We start from the raw sequence: 19,467 nt of genomic DNA, 5'->3' as shown, positions 1-19,467 counted from the left end.
CCCAAGGCCCGTCACCTTCATGGCACAGCACCTCCCACCGTGTCCTCGGCCAGGGCGACTGCCTCCGCGCGCAGCGTCAGGGCCAGCGCCGCAGGGCCCGGAGTCGGCGTCTCCACCGTGACGCGCCACAACTCCCCGTCCCTGCCCACCGCGACCCGGGACCCATGAGGCGCGGCGTCGCGCGCGGCCGTCAGGACCGCCGCCTCCGGCTCCGAACGGGCCGCCGCTCTGGCCCCTGCCCGTGCCGCGTCCACGCACCGGATCTGGGCCGAGGCAGCCACCAATGCCCAGAGCAACACCATGACGAAGGCCACCAGCACCGGGAGCATCACCGCCGCCTCAGCCGTCACCGCCCCACGGTCCCGAAGCCGATACGTGCTCCGACTCCCTGTCCCGGCTTCGGAGCTCCTGCTCCGACGCGCGGCCCCGACCTCAGGCCCTCTGCTCCGACGCGCGGCCCCGACCTCAGAACTGTGCATCGAGCGCGCCCGCGATCATGGACTGCAGCGCCGACATCACCGGCCCGCTGTTGACCACCTTGTAGAGCACCGCGGCGAAGGCGCACGCGGCGATGGTGCCCACCGCGTACTCGGAGGTGGTCATCCCGCGGTCGGACGACCGGCTCAGCCTGCGCATCCACGTCGACCGGCGGACGCGGCAGAGCGCACCAACCGCTCGTCCCGCACGTTCGGTCCGTCCGGCGCTTTCGGTTCGTTCCTCGAATTTCTTGTTCATCTCGTCCCCCGATGGGCATCGATCGATATCGAGCAGGCGTCCGCACGGAACGCCCATGTGCAGAGAAGGACCGCCCGGCCTAACCCGTGGTCAGCAGTCCGCCGGCCAAGCCGATGATCACCGGCGCCACCCCGACCGCCAGGAAGGCGGGGAGGAAGCACAGTCCGACCGGCGCGGTGATCAGGACGCCGGCCCGCTGGGCGCGTGCCACAGCGGCACCGGCCTGCTCGGCGCGCATCGCGTCGGCCAGCCTGGAGACCGGTTCCGCCGCCGGGGCTCCGGTCGACCCGGCCCGGTGCAAGCAGCGGGCCAGCGGTCCGGCGCCCGGTATCTCCCCGAGCCGCCCCCACGCCTCAGCAGGCTCTCCGCCGAGGCAGATCTCTGCGGCGACGCGGGCCAGCCGGTCGCCCACCGGGCCACCGATGGACTCACCGACCGCCTGCGCCGCCTCGCGGGGCCCGGCGCCGACGGCGACGCACGCCGCCAGCAGATCGGCGGCCAGAGGAAGCTGCGCAGCGATCGCAGCCCGCTCCTCACGGGACTCACCCGGCCCGGGCCGAGGCCGAGAACGCTGCCAGCGCCACGTCCCGTACGCCGCAGCCACCCCGACGGCACACCCCACCAGCCCACCGACCAGAACCCACCCGGTCACCCACGCCCCCGCAGGACCCGCCCACCGCAGGACCCCACCAGCTCTATCGGCACCGGCACCAGCACCGCTGCCCATCCGGACACCACCCCCGGGTCCGACACCACCGCCCGACCCAACGCCACCGCCGGCCCGAACACCACCGCCCGCTCCGACGCCAATGCCCATCGCGGTACCACCGCCCGCCCCGGCCCGCACAGCAGCCGCCCAACGCCACCAGCCGCCAAGCCCGGTACATCCGGTACGTACACCCGGCGCCACCTCCAGCAGCTGCGCGCCCCGGCCCCGCACCACTCGTCCCCGGCGGACCGAGGCCCCGACAAGTGCCAGCTGCACCGCCGCGCCAAACAGCGCCGCCAGCATCCCCAGGCTGTGGAGAACTTCTCCCGTCACGCTCATGGCGCCTCCCCGCTCCGCACGATCCGGCAGGCCCAGAAGAGGCCGGCCGCTTCCAGCAACCCTCCGACCGCCAGGCAGAGCAGCCCGCCCGGTGTGTGGAGCAGCACGCGCAGCGGATCGGCTCCCAGCGCGGCGCCCAGACCCAGACCCGCCACCGGCAGCAGCGCCAGGACCACGACGGTCGACCAGGCTCCCGCCAACTGGGCCCGCAACTCCTCCCGCCTGCGCCGGTCGGCCCGCAACGCCGTCTCCAGACGGTCCAGGCCCGCCACGAGACCGGCCCCGCCGTCCACCGCGACCTGCCAGCACGCGGCCATCCCGGACAGGCCCTCCAGCCCCGGCCCGTCCGCCGCCTGCCGCAACGCCCCGGGCACATCGCCCCCGAACCGCGCGGCCGCCAGCACAGCGGCCTCCGCCTCCCCGAGCCACGCCTCACCGCCCGGCCCGCCCCTCACCTTCGGCTCCCCGTCCGCCGCGCGCTCCCGCAACCCGGCCAGCAGCGCCTGGCCCGGCTCCTGTCCGGCCCGCAGCTCTCCGACCACGGCCGCACACAGCGCCGCCACCGAGTCCGCCGCCCGCTCACGCTGCCGTCGCCGGGCTCGACCGCGCACCCACCGTCGTACCAACGGCACCGCCGCGGCTCCGGCGATCAGTGGCAGTACCGACGCACCGAGCACGGCCAGCAGCACCGCCACCGGAACGCACCACCACTCGCGCCGCTCCACGATCAGCTCCCGGGTCTTCAGCAGGCGCGGCCACGATCGCCACGGATCCGCCGGCCCGTCCACGAACAGCACCCGCGCCCGTCGGGCTCCGGGCTCCCGCATCGCGACCAGCCACACCGCCGCACCCGCGCAGAGGGCCGCCGCATGCGCCGCGTAACCCGCGGCTCCCGCCGTCACAGCGCACCCCCGAGCAGCGACTCCAGCCGCACCCAGCCCCGCTCCGGGACGAACCCGTCGGCGCCCCAGCTCAGAGCGGGCACCGTGAACACCAGGCCGGCCGCGTCCCGTTCCAGCACGTGCACATCGGCGATCCGGCGCCGGCCGGCCCGGTCCCGTACGAGATGGACGACCACCGAGAGCGCGGCCGCCAACTGGCTGTGCAACGCGGTCCGGTCCAGGCCGGCAGCGGTGCCGAGCGCCTCCAGACGGGCCGGCACGTGCTCGGCGGCGTTCGCGTGGACGGTTCCGCAGCCTCCTTCGTGCCCGGTGTTCAAGGCGGCCAGAAGCTCCGTCACTTCGACCCCTCTGACCTCTCCCACCACCAGCCGGTCCGGGCGCATCCGCAGCGCCTGGCGCACGAGGTCGCGCAGGGTCACGCGGCCCGCGCCCTCCTGGTTGGCGGGGCGGGACTCCAGGCGCACCACGTGCGGGTGGTCGGGGCGCAGTTCGGCGGAGTCCTCGGCGAGCACGATCCGTTCGTCCGCGCCGACGGCGCCGAGCAGGCTGGCGAGGAGGGTCGTCTTGCCCGCCCCGGTGCCTCCGCTGATCAGGTAGGAGAGCCGGGCCTCCACCATGGCCCGCAGAATCCGGTCGCCACCCGGCGGCACGGTCCCGGCCGCCACCAGCTCCGCCAAGGAGAAGGCCCGCGGGCGCACCACTCGCAGGGAGAGGCAGGTCGAGCCGACGGAGACCGGAGGCAGCACGGCATGCATCCGCGTCCCGTCCGGCAACCGCGCGTCCACCCACGGCCGGGCATCGTCCAGCCGCCTGCCCGCGACGGCGGCGAGCCGCTGAGCCAGCCGCCGCACCGCCGCGGCGTCCGGGAAGGTGATCCCGGTCAACTGGAGCCCGCCGCCGCGGTCCACCCACACCCGGTCCGGCGCGGACACCAGCACATCGGTCACCTCGGGGTCGGCGAGCAGCGGCTCCAGCACGCCCGTGCCGACGAGTTCGCCGCGCAGCTCGGCCGCGGCCCCGAGCACCTCAGCGTCGCCCAGCAGCCGTCCCTGGGCCCGGAGAGCGGCCGCCACTCCGGCAGGTGTGGGCGCGTCACCACTGCGCGCCAGCCGCTGGCGTACGGCATCGAGCAAGGCGTCGGTCATGGCGCGCCTCCCCCGGCCGGAGCCCCGGCGGAACCGGGCTCTCCCGCCACTGCCGCCGCCTGCTCCCAGAACTCCGCGCAGAAGCGGGCGAGCGGACCGCGGGCGTCGGCGCCCGGCGGCATTCCGGCGTCCTGAGCGGCCAGCAGGCCGGACTCCGGGGGCAGTTCGCCGACGAGCGGCAGGCCGATGGCCTGGGCGACCCAGCGCCCGTCCAGGCCTGCCGCATACGGTCCCCGAGCCACCACCCGTATGTCGTCGAGCACCATGCGAACCGTGGAGGCCACGCGCTTGGCCGCCGCGACCGCCCGCAGCTCGCCCGGCACCACGAGCAGGCCGAGGTCGAGCTGGGCCAAGGCTTCCGTGACGGCCTCGTCCACCCGGCGCGGCAGATCGACGACCACCACACCGCCGAGCCGGCGCGCGGCGGCCAGGACCGCCTGCACGGCCTGAGGCGCGATGGCCACCTCGTCGTCACGGCCCCAGCTCAGCACCCGCAGTCCGTGGAGCGCGGGCAGGGAGTCCTCCAGGGCCCCACCACCGAGGCGGCCCTTGGAGTGGGCGAAATCCGGCCACCGCATTCCCTCGGCCCGCTCCCCGCCCAGCAGGACATCGATGCCTCCGCCCAAGGGGTCCGCGTCGATCAGCATCGTCCGCCGGCCCGACCTGGCCGCGCTGACGGCGAGGGCGCAGGCCAGCGTCGATGCGCCGGAGCCGCCCCGTCCACCCATCACCCCGACGGTGAGCGCCGGTCTGCCGACGCCTTCGGCGGCGTTGGCGATCTGGTCGACGAGCCAGCCCTCCGAATCGGGCAGCCGGAGCACGTATTCGGCCCCGATCTCGACCGCTCGACGCCAGACGTCCGGGTCGTCCTGGTCCCGCCCGACCAGCATCACCCCCCGCCTGCGGGCGGCACCGCGACACCGTGCGGCCGCGTCGTCGCCCACCAGGACCATCGGTGCCCGCTCCCAGCCGCCCCGGCGCCCTGGCGGCTCGTGATGGACCTCCGGCTCCGCCCCGGCCGCGGCGCAGAGCCGCAGCAGGTCATCGAGCAACTCCATGTCTTCCGTCACGATCAGCGGTCCGCCGCGTCGCCCTTCGGCGACCGTCAGCCCTTCTCGCGTGAGGGATCCAGCCACGATCTCCGCCCCCTTCTCACTGCCCCTTCGGTGCGGTTCGCGGCGATCTCGGAGCGTTTCCGAGATGCGCGATTCCGGTACCCGCGGACTTCGCGGGAGGAATCAACGTGCAGCACCGCGGAAAAACATGTGGATCTTGCTCGAAAACTGTGGACAACTTCGGCGTTGTGAATAACTCCGTCACCCGAACCAGCGACTTCCGGAGCGCAGCCTCGCTGCTACACACTGTGACGAGACGAAGCGCGCGTCGACACCGCACACGAGCGGGCCTCGCAGGGCCTGGAAGGGAGGGAAGCGCTGGGCCCGGGCATCAGAAACGCATCCGGACATGCGACGACCCCCGCCGGGGGGGAGAGCGGGGGTCGTCCCCACGGCCGACTCGGGGGGGGAGGAGCCGGACCGGGGTTAGCACGGTCGCGAACGATCCGTGACTTCCATGGTGTACCCGAGGGCCTTCTCAGGCAAACCCACGCACCGGATTTTACGCCGAATGGCGGCCCCCTATGCTCAGCGTTGTGGAAAACTGCTTCTCGCCGCGCACAGCAGCCTTCTTTGACCTGGACAAGACGGTCATTGCGAAGTCTTCGACGCTGACCTTCAGCAAGTCCTTCTACCAAGGCGGGCTGATCAACCGCCGCGCCGTACTGCGCACCGCGTACACACAGTTCGTGTTCCTGGCCGGGGGCGCCGATCACGAGCAGATGGAGAAGATGCGTGCCTACCTCTCCGCCCTCTGCAAAGGATGGAACGTCCAGCAGGTCAAGGAGATCGTCGCCGAGACCCTGCACGACCTGATCGACCCGATCATCTACGACGAGGCGGCCACCCTCATCGAGGAACACCACACGGCCGGCCGCGACGTGGTCATCGTCTCGACCTCCGGCGCGGAGGTCGTCGAACCGATCGGCGAACTGCTGGGCGCCGACCGTGTCGTCGCCACGCGCATGGTCGTCGGCGACGACGGCTGCTTCACCGGAGAGATCGAGTACTACGCCTACGGACCGACCAAGGCCGAGGCGGTGAGGGCGCTCGCCGCCTCGGAGGGGTACGACCTTTCGCGCTGCTACGCCTACAGCGACTCGGCGACCGACGTACCGATGCTGGAAGCGGTCGGCCACCCGCACGCGGTCAACCCGGACCGCGCGCTGCGCCGCGAAGCGACCCTTCGCGAGTGGCCGATTCTCGTCTTCAACCGCCCGGTCCGGCTGAAGCAGCGGCTTCCCGAATTCTCCATGCCGCCGCGCCCGGCACTGGTGGCCGCCGCGGCGGTCGGCGCCGCAGCCGTCACGGCGGGACTCGTCTGGTACGCCAGCCGCCGCCGTACCGCCACCTCGGCGCTGCCTGGCTGAGGCGGGCCGCGACGCCGAGGCGGACCGCTAAGCCACAAGCGGTCCGCGCGGACGAGGCGGTCCGCAGCTGAAGTGCGGCATCCGAGGAGCACCACCATCGCCCCTCAGGTGCCGCCGACCGATTCGCCCTTGATTGAACCTAAAAGTAAAGAAGTGAGGCCAGGGGTTTCCCTTCCCCTGGTCCTGGAGTACAAAGGATTCACGGCCCGCGAGACCAAGGACATCCGTGAGGATGACCTGTAACGCAGTGACGGCCCACGGACCGCGCACGAAAGCCGAGCACCCACGCGACGTCGACCCGTCGATTACGGGCCAGCCGCACCAGGTGACGGGCAAAGCACCCGACCTGATGGGCAATTTACGAGGACGCTTGGTAACTGGGCGGACGTGCCAGCGGCGGTACCGCATTCCGGTACCGCCGCAACCCTTTCCCGGACCTCCCGGACCGGTTCACGCCCGCCCGGACCTGCACCCGCGCACAGGCCAAGGCCCCCGGCCCGAGCAGCCCGCCCCGCCGGACCTCGTGACGCCTACGCCGCGCCGCGCTGCAGCGCCTCGCAGACCGCCGTCGACTCGCGGACTCCCAGCTCGACCGAGCGCCCGCAGTGCGCGATCCACGCTGCCATGCCTTCCGGGGTTCCCGCCGTGTAGCCCTCGAACGCCGCGACGTACGCCGCCCGGCCCTGTTCCGCATGGCCCACCTCGGCCGGGCAGATGGACTTCGGGTCCAGTCCGCTGCCGATCAGCACGATGCGCTCGGCGGTCCGGGCCACCAGGCCGTTGTGCGAGCCGAAGGGGCGCAGCGCCAGTAGTTCGCCGTGGACGACCGCAGCCGTCACCAGGGCCGGGGCGGCCGAGCCCGCGATGATCAGCTGCGCAAGCCCTTCGAGCCGTCCGGCCACCTCGTCGGCGCCGGGAAGCGGCGCCTCGAGAAGCGGATCGTCGACGGATTCGCCGGCCAGCCGCGGGCGGCCGACCGCGTCGTCCGGCGCGGCTCCGCCGGCCGCCACCAGGTGCAGCCGCGCCAGCACCCGAAGCGGTGACTGCCGCCAGATGGAGAGCAGTTGGCCGGCCTCCGCAGTGAGCCTCAGCGCGGCTCCGACCGTGCGCGCCTCGTCCTCACCGCTGAAGTCGGTGCGCCGGCGCACCTCCTCCAGGTTCCAGTCGGCGCCGGCGAGCGCCGCCGACCCACGGGAGCCCCGCAGCGCGGCCTCGGCCGTGACCTCGTTGCTGCGGCGGCGCATGACGCGGTGACCGTAGACCCGGTCGACGGCCTTGCGTACGGAGTCCACCGCGTCGGGCACTCCGGGCAGGGAGCCGAGCGTGGCGAGCGGGTCCGATGCAGTCGTACTCATAAGTAGCGAGGCTACGCGCCCCCTACACCCGAACCGCCCCCACGTGGCCATCTTCACGAACATCGACAGCACAGCGCGATCGACCCGCTACCCTAGGTGAACATGAAGATCGCTTTCGTCGGGAAGGGCGGCAGCGGTAAGACCACGCTGTCCTCGCTCTTCATCCGCCACCTCGCCGCCAATGAAGCCCACGTCGTCGCCGTCGACGCCGACATCAACCAGCATCTGGGGGCCGCGCTCGGCCTCGACGAGGCGGAGGCCGCCGCACTGCCCGCCATGGGCGCGCACCTCCCTCTCATCAAGGAGTACCTGCGCGGGACCAACCCCCGTATCGCCTCGGCCGAGACGATGATCAAGACGACTCCGCCCGGTGAGGGCTCACGGCTGTTGCGGGTCTGCGAGGACAACCCGATCTTCGGCGCCTGCGCGCGTACGGTCCGGCTCGACGACGGGGACATCCGGCTGATGGCGACCGGGCCGTTCACGGAGTCCGACCTCGGGGTGGCCTGCTACCACTCCAAGGTCGGGGCCGTCGAGCTCTGCCTGAACCATCTCGTCGACGGCCCGGACGAGTACGTGGTGGTGGACATGACGGCGGGGTCGGACTCGTTCGCCTCGGGGATGTTCACGCGCTTCGACATGACGTTCCTGGTCGCGGAGCCGACCCGGAAGGGCGTGTCGGTGTACCGGCAGTACAAGGAGTACGCGCGGGACTTCGGCGTCGCGCTGAAGGTCGTCGGCAACAAGGTGCAGGGCCCGGACGACCTGGACTTCCTGCGTGCGGAGGTCGGCGACGACCTGTTGATCGGTGTGGGCCACTCCGACTGGGTGCGGTCCATGGAGAAGGGGCGGCCGTCCCGGTTCGAGCTGCTGGAGGCGGACAACCGGATGGCGCTGCAAGCCCTCCAGGACGCCGCCGAGGACTCGTACGAGCTGCGCGACTGGGATCGCTACACCCGGCAGATGGTGCACTTCCACCTGAAGAACGCGGAGAGCTGGGGCAACGAGAAGACGGGCGCCGACCTGGCCGCCCAGGTCGACCCCTCCTTCGTACTCGGTGAGCGGCTGGCGGGAGCGGGCGTCCCGGCACCCGCCTGACCATCCGCGCCACATCCTCCCGTCACCCCGGCGACGTACCGACGTACCGACGTACCGACGTACGACCGAGGTGACGGGAAGAGGCCGCTAGCCCGCGTTGCGGGGCGCCGGCTCGTCGGCCTCGGCGCCCGCCGCCTTGCCCTTCTCGGCCTTCGGAGCAGCGGCGGCCTGAGCGCCGAGGTACGTCTTCCAGCCCTCCTTGGGCGCCTCGCCCACGCCGAGCGTGGTGAGCTTGGCCAGCGCCTGCGGGCCCTGCGCGTCCAGCCAGTCCGCGAGCTGTCGGAAGGAGACGCAGCGGACCTCCTCCTTGGTGCACACCTTGGCGATGGTCTCCTCGATGGCGCGCATGTAGGTGCCGCCGTTCCAGGACTCGAAGTGGTTGCCGATGATCAGCGGCGCCCGGTTGCCGTCGTACGAGCGGTCGAAGGCCTGGAGCAGGCCGTCACGCATCTGGTTGCCCCAGTACTCGTGCTGGGACGGGTCGCCCTGGGTCTTCGTACCGGACTGGTTGACCATGAAGTTGTAGTCCATCGAGAGGGTCTCGAAGGCGCGGCCGGGCATCGGGACGAGCTGAAGCGGAATGTCCCAGACGCCGTCCTTCTTCTTGGGCCAGACCTGGTTGCCGACGCCGCTGGAGTCGTAGCGGAAGCCCATGTCTCGGGCCGCGGCGACCATGTTCTTCTGCCCTTCGAGGCAGGGGGTGCGGGCGCCGATCAGCTCCTGGTCGTAGTCGAAGGGGAGCGGAGCCTCGCCCTTCAGCTCCGGTGCGTTGGTCTTCCAGTTCTTGACGAAAGCTTTCGCCTGGCTGATCTCGCTCTTCCACTCCTCGACGGACCAGGTGCCGACGCCGCCGTCCGGGCCGCAGAAGTGGCCGTTGAAATGGGTGCCGATCTCATTGCCGTCCTTCCAGGCGGCGCGCACCTCGGCGAGGGTGTCGCGGATGCCCTCGGTGTCGTTGAAGCCGATGTCCGAGCGGCCCGCGGAGTGCTGCGGCGGAGCGTAGACGGATCGTTTCTCCTCAGGCAGGAGATACACACCGCTGAGGAAGTACGTCATGGTGGCGTTGTACTTCTTGGCGACGCCGCGGAAGTGCGAGAAGAGCTTCTGGCTGTCCTCTCCGGCGCCGTCCCAGGAGAACACCACGAACTGCGGCGGCTTCTGACCGGGCGCCAGACGCTGGGCGGCCGGCACCTTCGGCTGGACTCCGGTGAAGGCGGTGGAGCCGTCCCCGATGAGCTTGACGGCGCTCTTCGGCGCGGCGGCCTCCGGAGCGTTCTCCTTCGCGCCGTGCGCCCCCTTCTCCGCGCCGGCACCGTTCCCTCCGGGCTCGGAGCCCCCGGATCCCGCTCCGGAGCAGCCCGTGAGTACGGCGACCAGCGCCGTGGTCATGACGCCCAGGGCGATCCTCTTCGTGGCGGCCATCATCCGCCCACCCTCTTCCTTGCAGGTCATTTGCGTTGAGTGCCGACACGGCGCGGCCAAACTCGCACGCGTCCTGCGTGAAGGAGAACGACATACCGAATGAAAAGCTGCTTATTCACTGGAATGGGCGGGGAACTGACCTGAATGCCACGCACGCGAAGCCCAGGCGCACCCGCTTCCCGAGGAGCCCGGCTCCGGCTCCGGCACCGGCGGCTCTGAACCGGACAGCCCCCGGCCCCGTGAGACCTGGTGACCCCACTCCGCACAGCGACTTCGCGCCAAACGGCGTCAACACGCGTCGTAAAGCCGTCCTGACCAGCGGAGCGGGATCATGCTTCCATACACGAAGACACAGGTCTAAACCAATTCCCGGCAGACACTTGTCACCCGGCCTCGCGCCTGATGAGCTATGCCCCGGGACACAACGGACACCCTGGGACTGGGAGAAGTCGTGAGCAACGAGAGCCTGGCCAACCTGCTTCGGGAAGAGCGGAAGTTCGCTCCGCCTGCCGAGCTGGCCGCCAACGCCAACGTCACCGCAGAGGCGTACGAGCAGGCCGAGGCGGACCGGCTGGGCTTCTGGGCCGAGCAGGCCCGCCGCCTGACGTGGGCCACCGAGCCGACCGAGACCCTCGACTGGAGCAATCCGCCCTTCGCGAAGTGGTTCGCGGACGGCAAGCTGAACGTCGCGTACAACTGCGTGGACCGGCACGTCGAGGCGGGCAACGGCGACCGGGTCGCCATCCACTTCGAGGGCGAGCCCGGCGACAGCCGCGCCATCACGTACGCGGAGCTGAAGGACGAGGTCTCCCGCGCCGCCAACGCGCTGACCGAACTCGGCGTCAGCAAGGGCGACCGGGTCGCGGTCTACCTGCCGATGATCCCCGAGGCCGCCGTCGCGATGCTGGCCTGTGCCCGCATCGGCGCCACGCACTCGGTGGTCTTCGGCGGCTTCTCCGCCGACGCCATCGCCACCCGTATTCAGGACGCGGACGCCAAGGTCGTCATCACGGCCGACGGCGGCTACCGCCGCGGCAAGCCCTCCGCGCTCAAGCCGGCGGTCGACGACGCCGTCTCCCGTATCGAGAGCGTCGAGCACGTCCTCGTGGTCCGGCGCACCGGTCAGGACACCGCCTGGACCGAGGGCCGCGACGTCTGGTGGCACGAGATCACCGCGCGCCAGTCCGCCGAGCACACGCCCGAAGCCTTCGAGGCCGAGCAGCCGCTCTTCATCCTCTACACCTCGGGCACGACGGGTAAGCCGAAGGGCATCCTGCACACCTCCGGCGGCTACCTCACCCAGGCGGCCTACACGCACCACGCCGTCTTCGACCTCAAGCCTTCGAGCGACGTCTACTGGTGCACCGCCGACGTCGGCTGGGTGACCGGCCACTCGTACATCGTGTACGGGCCGCTGGCCAACGGCGCGACCCAGGTCATGTACGAGGGCACGCCCGACACGCCGCACCAGGGCCGGTTCTGGGAGATCGTGCAGAAGTACGGCGTCACGATCCTCTACACGGCGCCGACCGCGATCCGTACGTTCATGAAGTGGGGTGACGACATCCCCGCCAAGTTCGACCTGAGCAGCCTCCGCGTCCTCGGTTCGGTCGGTGAGCCGATCAACCCCGAGGCGTGGATGTGGTACCGGAAGCACATCGGCGCCGACAAGTGCCCGATCGTGGACACCTGGTGGCAGACCGAGACCGGCGCGATGATGATCTCGCCGCTGCCGGGCGTCACCGAGACCAAGCCGGGATCCGCCCAGCGCGCGCTGCCGGGCATCGCGGCCACCGTCGTGGACGACGAGGCCAACGAGGTACCGAACGGCGGAGGCGGCTACCTCGTCCTCACCGAGCCGTGGCCCTCCATGCTCCGCACCATCTGGGGCGACGACCAGCGGTTCCTCGACACCTACTGGTCGCGCTTCGAGGGCAAGTACTTCGCGGGCGACGGCGCCAAGAAGGACGAGGACGGCGATGTCTGGCTGCTCGGCCGGGTCGACGACGTCATGCTCGTGTCGGGCCACAACATCTCGACCACCGAGGTCGAGTCGGCGCTCGTCTCCCACCCGTCGGTCGCCGAGGCGGCCGTGGTCGGTGCGAACGACGAGACGACCGGTCAGGCCATCGTCGCGTTCGTGATCCTGCGCGGTACGGCGAAGGCGTCCGACGAGCTGGTCGCGGAGCTGCGCAACCACGTCGGCACGACGCTCGGCCCGATCGCCAAACCCAAGCGTGTGCTGCCGGTCGCCGAGCTGCCGAAGACCCGCTCCGGCAAGATCATGCGCCGCCTGCTGCGCGATGTCGCCGAGAACCGCGAGCTGGGCGACGTCACCACGCTCACCGACTCCTCGGTGATGGACCTGATCACCACCCAGCTGCCGTCCTCGTCCTCCGAGGACTGACCAGAAAATCTTCTTGTACGGCTCCGATGGGCATCCGGCACCGCGCCGGATGCCCATCGGTGCTCCCGTACAGTGAAGGACGTACCGCCCGCGCGTCGGAGCGGCACGAAACCGCCGTAGTGGCGGAAAAACCTCACAGGGGCGCCGGGAAGTCTGGTCGGCAGGTCCATCTGCCATGGCATCATGCCCTTCCCCACCCGGAGGTTCCCCCTCGTGGCACCGCCCACCCCTGCCCCGCCCACGCCGCCCCGCCGCACCCTGCTCGGCATGCTTCCGCTACCCGAGCGCACCTACCTGGCGGACGCGCTCCGCACCGAGACCGTCGGCGGTCTGATCCTGCTGGCCGCCGCCGTCACGGCTCTGATCTGGGCGAACACCTTCGGCGGCTCGTACGCGAGCGTCAGCGACTTCCACTTCGGCCCCGCCTCGCTCGGCCTGGACCTCTCCGTGGCGCACTGGGCGGCGGACGGGCTCCTCGCGGTCTTTTTCTTCGTCGTCGGCGCCGAGCTCAAACGGGAGCTGGTCGCGGGCCAGCTCCGCGACCCCAGGGCGGCCGCCCTCCCGATCGTGGCGGCCCTGTGCGGTATGGCGGTGCCCGCGCTCGTCTACACGGTCACCAACGTCGTGGGCGGCGGTTCCCTCGCCGGCTGGGCCGTGCCCACCGCCACGGACATCGCCTTCGCGCTCGCCGTCCTCGCGGTGATCGGCACCTCGCTGCCCGCCGCTCTGCGGGCCTTCCTGCTCACGCTCGCCGTCGTCGACGACCTCTTCGCCATCCTGATCATCGCGGTCTTCTTCACCGACGACCTCGACTTCCTGGCGCTCGGCGGAGCCGCTCTCGGCCTGGCGCTCTTTTACCTGCTCCTCCGCTTCGGCGTCCGGGGCTGGTACGTCTACGTACCGCTCGCGCTGGTCATCTGGGGCCTGATGTACAACAGCGGCATCCACGCCACCATCGCCGGTGTCGCCATGGGCCTGATGCTGCGCTGCACCCGGCGCGAAGGCGAGGAGCACTCTCCCGGTGAGCACATCGAGCACCTGGTGCGCCCGCTGTCGGCCGGGGTCGCCGTGCCGCTCTTCGCCCTGTTCGCGGCCGGGGTCTCTCTCGACGGCGAGGCGCTGGCCGGCGTCTTCACACGGCCCGAGACGCTCGGTGTCGTCCTCGGACTCGTCGTGGGCAAGACCATCGGCATCTTCGGCGGCACCTACCTCGCCGCCCGCTTCACCAAGGCGGAGCTGAACAAGGACCTGGCCTGGGCGGATGTCTTCGCGGTCGCCTCACTCGCCGGTATCGGGTTCACCGTCTCGCTCCTCATCGGCGAGCTCTCCTTCGGCGACGACGCGGACACGGTCAACGAGATCAAGGCCGCCGTACTGCTCGGATCCCTGATCGCGGCCGTGCTCTCCGGTGTACTGCTGCGGCTCCGGGTGCGCAGATACCGCGAGCTGTACGAGGCCGAGGAGCGGGACGAGGACGCGTCCGGCGTGCCGGATATCTATGAACAGGACGATCCGGGGTACCACCTGCGGATGGCCGCGATCCATGAGGAGAAGGCGGCCGAACACCGCCGTCTCGCCCAACAGGCGGGGGCAACGCGCAACGAGCCGGACAGTCCGGCATGATCTGACATCAGGTGTGTCGAAGACGGAGAGGGAGTCAGGGATGAGCGACCCCGGCAACTACGTGGGCAGCGCGGACCGCAGCATCGGGCAGCTGGTCGCCGCGGCGACGGCCGAGATGTCCGCGCTGGTGCACGACGAGATCGCCCTGGCGAAGGCGGAGGTGCGTCAGGACGTCAAGCGCGGGGCGATCGGCAGCGCGGCGTTCATCGCGGCGGGAGTGCTGCTCCTCTTCACGATGCCGATGCTGAGCTTCGCGGCCGCGTACGGGATCCACAACCTGGGTCTCGGCCTGGCGTGGTCCTTCCTGATCGTGGCCGGCGCCTTCATCCTGCTGGCCGCCCTGATCGGGTTCATCGGCCTGCGGAAGTTCAAGAAGATCAAGCCGCCGGAGAAGTCCATCGCCTCCGCCAAGCAGACCGCCGCCGTCCTGCAGAAGGCGAAGCCGCACCCGCGTCCGGCCATCGAGGCCGACGCGATCCTCAAGCGCTCCGGTTCCAGCCTCGCGGCCGGCACGGGCGTGGAGGCCCTGCCGCCGGGTAAGGACAGCGCCTCCGCTGTGGCACGCTCGTCCACATGACGGTTCCCGATTCCAGCGCATCCGGTCCGGCGGGCTCGGCGAGCCCGGCCGGCGCCGGAGGCCCCGTACGGCTCGACGGCCCCTGGATCCACCGCGATGTGGCGGCCAACGGGGCGCGGTTCCACATCGCCGAAATGGGCGAGGGGCCGCTGGTCCTCCTGCTGCACGGGTTCCCGCAGTTCTGGTGGACCTGGCGCCACCAGCTGCCCGCGCTCGCCGACGCGGGCTTCCGGGCCGTCGCGATGGACCTGCGCGGCGTCGGCGGCAGCGACCGGACGCCACGCGGTTACGACCCCGCCAACCTGGCGCTCGACGTCACCGGGGTGATCCGGTCCCTCGGTGAGCCGGACGCGGCCCTGGTCGGCCACGACCTGGGCGGCTACCTCGCCTGGACGGCCGCCGTGATGCGGCCCAAGCTGGTGCGCCGGCTCGCCGTCTCCTCCATGCCGCACCCGCGCCGCTGGCGCTCGTCGATGCTGTCCGACTTCGCGCAGTCGCGGGCGGGCTCGTACGTCTGGGGCTTCCAGCGGCCCTGGCTGCCGGAGCGTCAGCTCGTCACTGACGACGCCGCGCTGGTGGGCCACCTGGTCCAGGACTGGGCCGGGCCCCGGACTCCGGAGTTCCCGGACGAGGAGACCCTGGCCGTCTACCGGCGGGCCATGAGCATCCCGTCGACCGCGCACTGCTCGATCGAGCCGTACCGCTGGATGGTCCGCTCGATGGCTCGTCCCGACGGGGTCCAGTTCAACCGGCGGATGAAGCGGCCCGTCCGCGTACCCACGCTGCACCTGCACGGGTCACTCGATCCGGCGGTCCGGACGCGGAGTGCGGCGGGGTCCGGCCAGTACGTCGAGGCGCCCTACCGGTGGCGACTTTTCGACGGTGTCGGCCACTTCCCGCACGAGGAGGACCCGATCGGCTTCTCCACCGAACTCATCAACTGGCTCAAGGATCCTGAGCCCGACCGGTAGCCGCGCACCTGCCAGGGGCACACCTGTCCGACGAACAGCCACTTGCCTGCCGCATAAGCCAATTGGCTGACTCGCGCGCGATTACCGACCTTGGGTCACGGGCAGACGTCGGGGTATGGGCTGGACGCACGACTTCACTGACGAAGCACGCAACCGCCGCTCCACCGCGACAGCAGGTGCGAGCACTCATGAGGGGGGCGGCCCTCTGGGCCGGGTGCACGATGTGCAGGACCTTCACCACCACCGGCTCGGGAATCACCGGCTCGGGATTTCGCGCATTCTCCGCCGTCGGGCCCGCTGGGTCTCGGCGCGGCTGCGCCATCCCCGTAGCTGACCTCCCCGGACCCTCCTGACTCTCACTTCGACAACCGCACCCCCGCCGATCCGCATGCGCTGACCGGCGGGGGTCTTTCAGGTCCTGATCCGGTTCAGAGGGCGCAGCCCTGGCTGTCGACCTGCTGGTTGGCCGCGCGGCCGATCTCGATGTCCTCGCGGATCTCGTCGGCCGTCAGCGCGTAGCCGGTGTCGGGGTCGTCGAGCGACTTGGCGAACACCACTCCGTACACCTTGCCGTCCGGAGTGAGCAGCGGGCCGCCCGAGTTGCCCTGGCGCACGGTCGCGTAGAGGGAGTAGACGTCGCGGAGGACGGTGCCGCGCTGGTAGATGTCGGGGCCGTTGGCGTCGATTCGGGCGCGGACGCGGGCGGAGCGTACGTCGTAGGCGCCGTTCTCCGGGAAGCCGGCGACGATCGCGCTGTCGCCGGTCCGGGCGTCGTCGTCGGTGAACTCCAGGGGCGTCGCCTTGAGGTCGGGGACGTCCAGGACGGCGATGTCGCGCTGCCAGTCGTAGAGGACCACCTTGGCGTCGTAGAGCCGGCCCTCGCCGCCGATCTGGACGGTCGGCTCGTTGACGCCGCCGACGACGTGGGCGTTGGTCATCACGCGGCGGTCGGAGAAGACGAAGCCGGTGCCTTCGAGGACCTTGCCGCAGCTCGGAGCCGTACCGACGACCTTGACGATCGACTTCTTGGCACGGGCGGCGACCGGGCTGCCGACCAGTGCCGGGTCCGGCGGCTTGACGTCGGTGATCGGCTCGTTGTCGAAGGGACTGAAGACCTGCGGGAAGCCGTTCTGCGCGAGGACGGAGGAGAAGTCCCGGAACCACGGCGGCGCCTGTTGGGGCATCACCCGGGAGATCCCGAGGAGGACCGAGGAGTTACGGACCTCCTTGCCGAGGGTCGGCAGCGAGGTGCGGGCCAGCGGCAGGGCGATCAGCCAGGCGACCAGCAGCATGGCCACCACGTTGACCAGAGCGCCGCCGGTGGCGTCCAGCGCGCGGGCGGGCGACCAGGTGATGTGTCTGCGCAGCTTGTTGCCGAGGTGCGTGGTGAAGGCCTGGCCGATCGAGGCGCAGACGATGACGATGACGACCGCGCCGATGGCGGTCGCGGTCGAGACCTGCGCTCCCTCGGTCGCCCGGTCCCAGATGATCGGCAGCAGGTAGACGGCGACGAGGCCGCCGCCGAGGAAGCCGATCACCGACAGGATGCCGACGACGAAACCCTGTCGGTAGCCGATGACCGCGAACCATACGGCGGCGAGCAGCAGCAGGATGTCCAGCACGTTCACCGTCGATAGCCTCGCAGTTTCGTCACCTGGCCCGTCGGGGGTGACGGGGTCCGGGCCGGGCCCGGTACAGCGCAGCAGGACAGCAAGCGTGTCATGAGCGCCAGTCGAGCGGCACCTGTCTGGCCTGGTCCCACGGCCGTTCCCAGCCCGCGTAGTGCAGGATCCGGTCGATCACTCCGGCCGTGAATCCCCAGACCAGGGCCGATTCGACCAGGAAGGCCGGGCCGCTGTGGCCGCTCGGATGGACGGCCATGGCCCGGTTGGCCGGGTCCGTGAGATCCGCCACGGGCACGGTGAAGACCCGGGCCGTCTCCGCCGGATCCACTACCCCGACCGGGCTGGGCGCACGCCACCAGCCGAGGACGGGCGTCACGACGAAGCTGCTGACCGGGATGTAGAGCCGGGGCAGCACGCCGAAGAGCTGGACGCCTCGGGGATCGAGGCCGGTCTCCTCCTCGGCCTCGCGCAGCGCGGCCCGCAGCGGCCCGGTGGTGGCCTGGTCGCCATCCTCGGGGTCGAGCGAGCCGCCGGGGAAGGAGGGCTGTCCGGCGTGGGAGCGCAGGGTGCCGGAACGCTCCATCAGCAGCAGCTCGGGGCCGCGCGCGCCTTCGCCGAAGAGGACGAGGACGGCGGACTGCCGGCCCGCGCCGCTCTCGGGCGGCAGGAAGCGGCTGAGCTGGTGCGGCCGGACGCTGCGGGCGGCCTCGGCCACGGGGTCGAGCCAGGCGGGCAGACCGGCGGTGGTCACGTTGACGGCCGCGCGGTCGACCGCCGCACGCGTGTCGGCCGCGTCGGCGTCGGCCGCGTCGGCGCCCACGCGGGGGTCGGCCGGGTGGTCGCGCGCAGGGATGTCCGCGTGTGCGCCGGTGTGCGGGTTCTCGGTGTGCGTGTGCGTCATCGGCACCCCCCTCTTTCGCCTGGTTTCACAACGCCTGTCGTCGTCCATTTCGTTCCGAGCCATTTCGTGGTCCGTCGGAAGGGTGCTCGCTGCGGCACTCCCTCATGCGGCTCCCAGAGCGGGAGCGGGCTCGCCCGGGAAGTCGGCGGGCGGGCTGAGCCGCTGGCCCGGATAGCCGCCCATCTCGTACTTCAGCAGCTTCCTGGCCTTCTCGGGGTCGGTCTCGCCCTCACCGTACGAAGGACAGAGCGGCGCGATGGGACAGGCGCCGCAGGCCGGTTTACGGGCATGGCAGATACGGCGGCCGTGGAAGATCACCCGGTGCGAGAGCATCGTCCACTCGCTCTTCGGGAAGATGTCGGCGATCACCGCCTCGACCTTCACCGGGTCCTCCTCGTCCGTCCACTTCCAGCGCCGGACCAGGCGGCCGAAGTGCGTGTCCACGGTGATGCCGGGAACACCGAAGGCGTTGCCCAGCACCACGTTGGCGGTCTTGCGCCCGACGCCGGGCAGCTTGACCAGATCCTCCAGCCGACCGGGGACCTCGCCGCCGAAGTCGTCCCGCAGCGCGGCGGAGAGGCCGAGGAGCGACTTGGTCTTGGCCCGGAAGAAGCCGGTCGGCCGGATCAGCTCCTCCATCTCCTCCGGGACGGCCGCCGCCATGTCCTCGGGCGTCGGATAGGCGGCGAAGAGGGCCGGAGTGGTCTGGTTGACCCTCAGGTCGGTGGTCTGGGCGGAGAGGACCGTGGCGACGAGCAGCTCGAAGGGGTTGCGGAAGTCCAGCTCGGGATGGGCGTACGGATAGACCTCGGCGAGCTCGCGGTTGATCCGGCGGGCGCGGCGGACCAGCGCGAGGTGCGACTCGCCCTTGGGGATCTTCGGCGCCGTGGGCGCGGAGGATGCCCTGGATTCTTCACGGGACGCCTTGGACGCCTTGGATGCCTTCGTGGGCGCCTTGGCTGCCTTCGCAGGCGCCTTCGGTGCCGTGGACGCCTTCGTGGCCCGGGGCTTCTTCGGCGCGGCCGAGGTCTTAGGTGTCGTACCGGACTCTGACGATGTCACTGCGGACCTCCTGGCCGACTTCGGGACCGGCTTCTCCGGCCCTCCCAGGGAGCCATTCGCTCCACTTTCCGGGCCGACCGGGGAGTGTTCGCCCACAGCGGAATCGCGCTG

The 19,467-nt window shown here is 71.1% G+C and carries 18 protein-coding genes; 7 read left to right on the top strand and 11 right to left on the bottom strand.

The window, feature by feature from the left end:
* Positions 1–17 precede the first annotated feature (17 nt).
* From ABZ267_RS06915 to ssd, 6 genes are all read right to left on the bottom strand, one after another.
* Complete coding sequence (locus ABZ267_RS06915; RefSeq protein WP_356755562.1) at positions 18–350, bottom strand: TadE family type IV pilus minor pilin; 333 nt, start codon at positions 348–350, stop codon at positions 18–20.
* Positions 351–465: 115 nt separating this feature from the next.
* Positions 466–636, bottom strand: coding sequence for a DUF4244 domain-containing protein (locus tag ABZ267_RS06910; protein ID WP_356755564.1), 171 nt, complete (start codon positions 634–636; stop codon positions 466–468).
* A gap of 178 nt (positions 637–814) precedes the next feature.
* On the bottom strand, positions 815–1,783 hold the full coding sequence (locus tag ABZ267_RS06905; RefSeq protein WP_356755565.1) for a type II secretion system F family protein: 969 nt from the start codon (positions 1,781–1,783) through the stop codon (positions 815–817).
* A complete protein-coding gene (locus ABZ267_RS06900) occupies positions 1,780–2,685 on the bottom strand; it encodes a type II secretion system F family protein (protein ID WP_356755567.1) in 906 nt (301 codons plus the stop codon). Before ABZ267_RS06900 ends, ABZ267_RS06905 begins: the two co-directional genes overlap by 4 nt.
* The gene (locus ABZ267_RS06895) at positions 2,682–3,830 is read right to left on the bottom strand and encodes a TadA family conjugal transfer-associated ATPase (RefSeq protein ID WP_356755569.1); all 1,149 of its coding nucleotides are present in this window, start codon (positions 3,828–3,830) and stop codon (positions 2,682–2,684) included. The genes ABZ267_RS06900 and ABZ267_RS06895 overlap by 4 nt, the downstream gene beginning before the upstream one ends.
* Positions 3,827–4,966, bottom strand: a complete 1,140-nt coding sequence (gene ssd / locus ABZ267_RS06890; RefSeq protein ID WP_356755571.1) for a septum site-determining protein Ssd — start codon at positions 4,964–4,966, stop codon at positions 3,827–3,829. Before ssd ends, ABZ267_RS06895 begins: the two co-directional genes overlap by 4 nt.
* A gap of 503 nt (positions 4,967–5,469) precedes the next feature.
* Between ssd and ABZ267_RS06885 the strand changes: the two genes are divergently transcribed.
* Complete coding sequence (locus ABZ267_RS06885; RefSeq protein ID WP_356755573.1) at positions 5,470–6,315, top strand: HAD-IB family hydrolase; 846 nt, start codon at positions 5,470–5,472, stop codon at positions 6,313–6,315.
* Positions 6,316–6,845: 530 nt separating this feature from the next.
* On the opposite strand, the gene ABZ267_RS06880 is transcribed toward ABZ267_RS06885, so the two are convergent.
* Positions 6,846–7,670, bottom strand: a complete 825-nt coding sequence (locus tag ABZ267_RS06880; RefSeq protein WP_356755575.1) for an oxidoreductase — start codon at positions 7,668–7,670, stop codon at positions 6,846–6,848.
* Positions 7,671–7,772: 102 nt separating this feature from the next.
* On the opposite strand from ABZ267_RS06880, the gene ABZ267_RS06875 reads away from it, so the two are divergent.
* Positions 7,773–8,768, top strand: coding sequence for an ATP-binding protein (locus ABZ267_RS06875; RefSeq protein ID WP_356755577.1), 996 nt, complete (start codon positions 7,773–7,775; stop codon positions 8,766–8,768).
* A gap of 87 nt (positions 8,769–8,855) precedes the next feature.
* Here ABZ267_RS06875 and ABZ267_RS06870 read toward each other — a convergent pair whose 3' ends face one another.
* Positions 8,856–10,193: a hypothetical protein gene (locus ABZ267_RS06870; protein WP_356755660.1), complete on the bottom strand. Its 1,338-nt coding sequence runs from the start codon at positions 10,191–10,193 to the stop codon at positions 8,856–8,858.
* Positions 10,194–10,599: 406 nt separating this feature from the next.
* Between ABZ267_RS06870 and acs the strand changes: the two genes are divergently transcribed.
* The 5 genes from acs to ABZ267_RS06845 all read left to right on the top strand — a co-directional run bounded on the left by acs (position 10,600) and on the right by ABZ267_RS06845 (position 16,102).
* Positions 10,600–12,597 (top strand): acetate--CoA ligase, encoded by a 1,998-nt coding sequence (gene acs / locus ABZ267_RS06865; protein ID WP_356755579.1) that lies wholly within the window; start codon positions 10,600–10,602, stop codon positions 12,595–12,597.
* A 183-nt stretch (positions 12,598–12,780) separates the two neighbouring features.
* Positions 12,781–14,220 (top strand): Na+/H+ antiporter NhaA, encoded by a 1,440-nt coding sequence (gene nhaA, locus ABZ267_RS06860; protein WP_356755581.1) that lies wholly within the window; start codon positions 12,781–12,783, stop codon positions 14,218–14,220.
* 40 nt (positions 14,221–14,260) lie between these two features.
* A complete protein-coding gene (locus ABZ267_RS06855) occupies positions 14,261–14,797 on the top strand; it encodes a phage holin family protein (protein ID WP_356755583.1) in 537 nt (178 codons plus the stop codon).
* On the top strand, positions 14,794–15,768 hold the full coding sequence (locus ABZ267_RS06850) for an alpha/beta hydrolase (protein ID WP_356755585.1): 975 nt from the start codon (positions 14,794–14,796) through the stop codon (positions 15,766–15,768). Before ABZ267_RS06855 ends, ABZ267_RS06850 begins: the two co-directional genes overlap by 4 nt.
* Positions 15,769–15,883: 115 nt before the next feature.
* The gene (locus ABZ267_RS06845; protein ID WP_073874567.1) at positions 15,884–16,102 is read left to right on the top strand and encodes a hypothetical protein; all 219 of its coding nucleotides are present in this window, start codon (positions 15,884–15,886) and stop codon (positions 16,100–16,102) included.
* Positions 16,103–16,196: 94 nt separating this feature from the next.
* On the opposite strand, the gene ABZ267_RS06840 is transcribed toward ABZ267_RS06845, so the two are convergent.
* The 3 genes from ABZ267_RS06840 to nth form a co-directional block, all read right to left on the bottom strand.
* The gene (locus tag ABZ267_RS06840) at positions 16,197–17,396 is read right to left on the bottom strand and encodes a MarP family serine protease (protein WP_356755587.1); all 1,200 of its coding nucleotides are present in this window, start codon (positions 17,394–17,396) and stop codon (positions 16,197–16,199) included.
* Positions 17,397–17,487: 91 nt separating this feature from the next.
* Positions 17,488–18,294: a CoA pyrophosphatase gene (locus tag ABZ267_RS06835; RefSeq protein WP_356755589.1), complete on the bottom strand. Its 807-nt coding sequence runs from the start codon at positions 18,292–18,294 to the stop codon at positions 17,488–17,490.
* A gap of 102 nt (positions 18,295–18,396) precedes the next feature.
* The gene (gene nth, locus ABZ267_RS06830; protein ID WP_356755591.1) at positions 18,397–19,356 is read right to left on the bottom strand and encodes an endonuclease III; all 960 of its coding nucleotides are present in this window, start codon (positions 19,354–19,356) and stop codon (positions 18,397–18,399) included.
* Positions 19,357–19,467 lie beyond the last annotated feature (111 nt).

This window comes from Streptomyces sp. NPDC006174 (assembly GCF_040614075.1).
Lineage (GTDB): Bacteria > Actinomycetota > Actinomycetes > Streptomycetales > Streptomycetaceae > Streptomyces.
This window is presented reverse-complemented; position numbering and strand designations above follow the sequence as displayed.

Coding starts and splice junctions, on each gene's coding strand:
- ABZ267_RS06910 (WP_356755564.1), bottom strand. CDS start 636: ATGCGCAGGCTGAGCCGGTCGTCCGACCGCGGGATGACCACCTCCGAG.
- ABZ267_RS06905 (WP_356755565.1), bottom strand. CDS start 1,783: ATGAGCGTGACGGGAGAAGTTCTCCACAGCCTGGGGATGCTGGCGGCG.
- ABZ267_RS06895 (WP_356755569.1), bottom strand. CDS start 3,830: ATGACCGACGCCTTGCTCGATGCCGTACGCCAGCGGCTGGCGCGCAGT.
- ABZ267_RS06885 (WP_356755573.1), top strand. CDS start 5,470: ATGCTCAGCGTTGTGGAAAACTGCTTCTCGCCGCGCACAGCAGCCTTC.
- ABZ267_RS06880 (WP_356755575.1), bottom strand. CDS start 7,670: ATGAGTACGACTGCATCGGACCCGCTCGCCACGCTCGGCTCCCTGCCC.
- ABZ267_RS06875 (WP_356755577.1), top strand. CDS start 7,773: ATGAAGATCGCTTTCGTCGGGAAGGGCGGCAGCGGTAAGACCACGCTG.
- ABZ267_RS06870 (WP_356755660.1), bottom strand. CDS start 10,193: ATGATGGCCGCCACGAAGAGGATCGCCCTGGGCGTCATGACCACGGCG.
- acs (WP_356755579.1), top strand. CDS start 10,600: ATGCCCCGGGACACAACGGACACCCTGGGACTGGGAGAAGTCGTGAGC.
- nhaA (WP_356755581.1), top strand. CDS start 12,781: ATGCCCTTCCCCACCCGGAGGTTCCCCCTCGTGGCACCGCCCACCCCT.
- ABZ267_RS06855 (WP_356755583.1), top strand. CDS start 14,261: ATGAGCGACCCCGGCAACTACGTGGGCAGCGCGGACCGCAGCATCGGG.
- ABZ267_RS06850 (WP_356755585.1), top strand. CDS start 14,794: ATGACGGTTCCCGATTCCAGCGCATCCGGTCCGGCGGGCTCGGCGAGC.
- ABZ267_RS06845 (WP_073874567.1), top strand. CDS start 15,884: ATGGGCTGGACGCACGACTTCACTGACGAAGCACGCAACCGCCGCTCC.
- ABZ267_RS06835 (WP_356755589.1), bottom strand. CDS start 18,294: ATGACGCACACGCACACCGAGAACCCGCACACCGGCGCACACGCGGAC.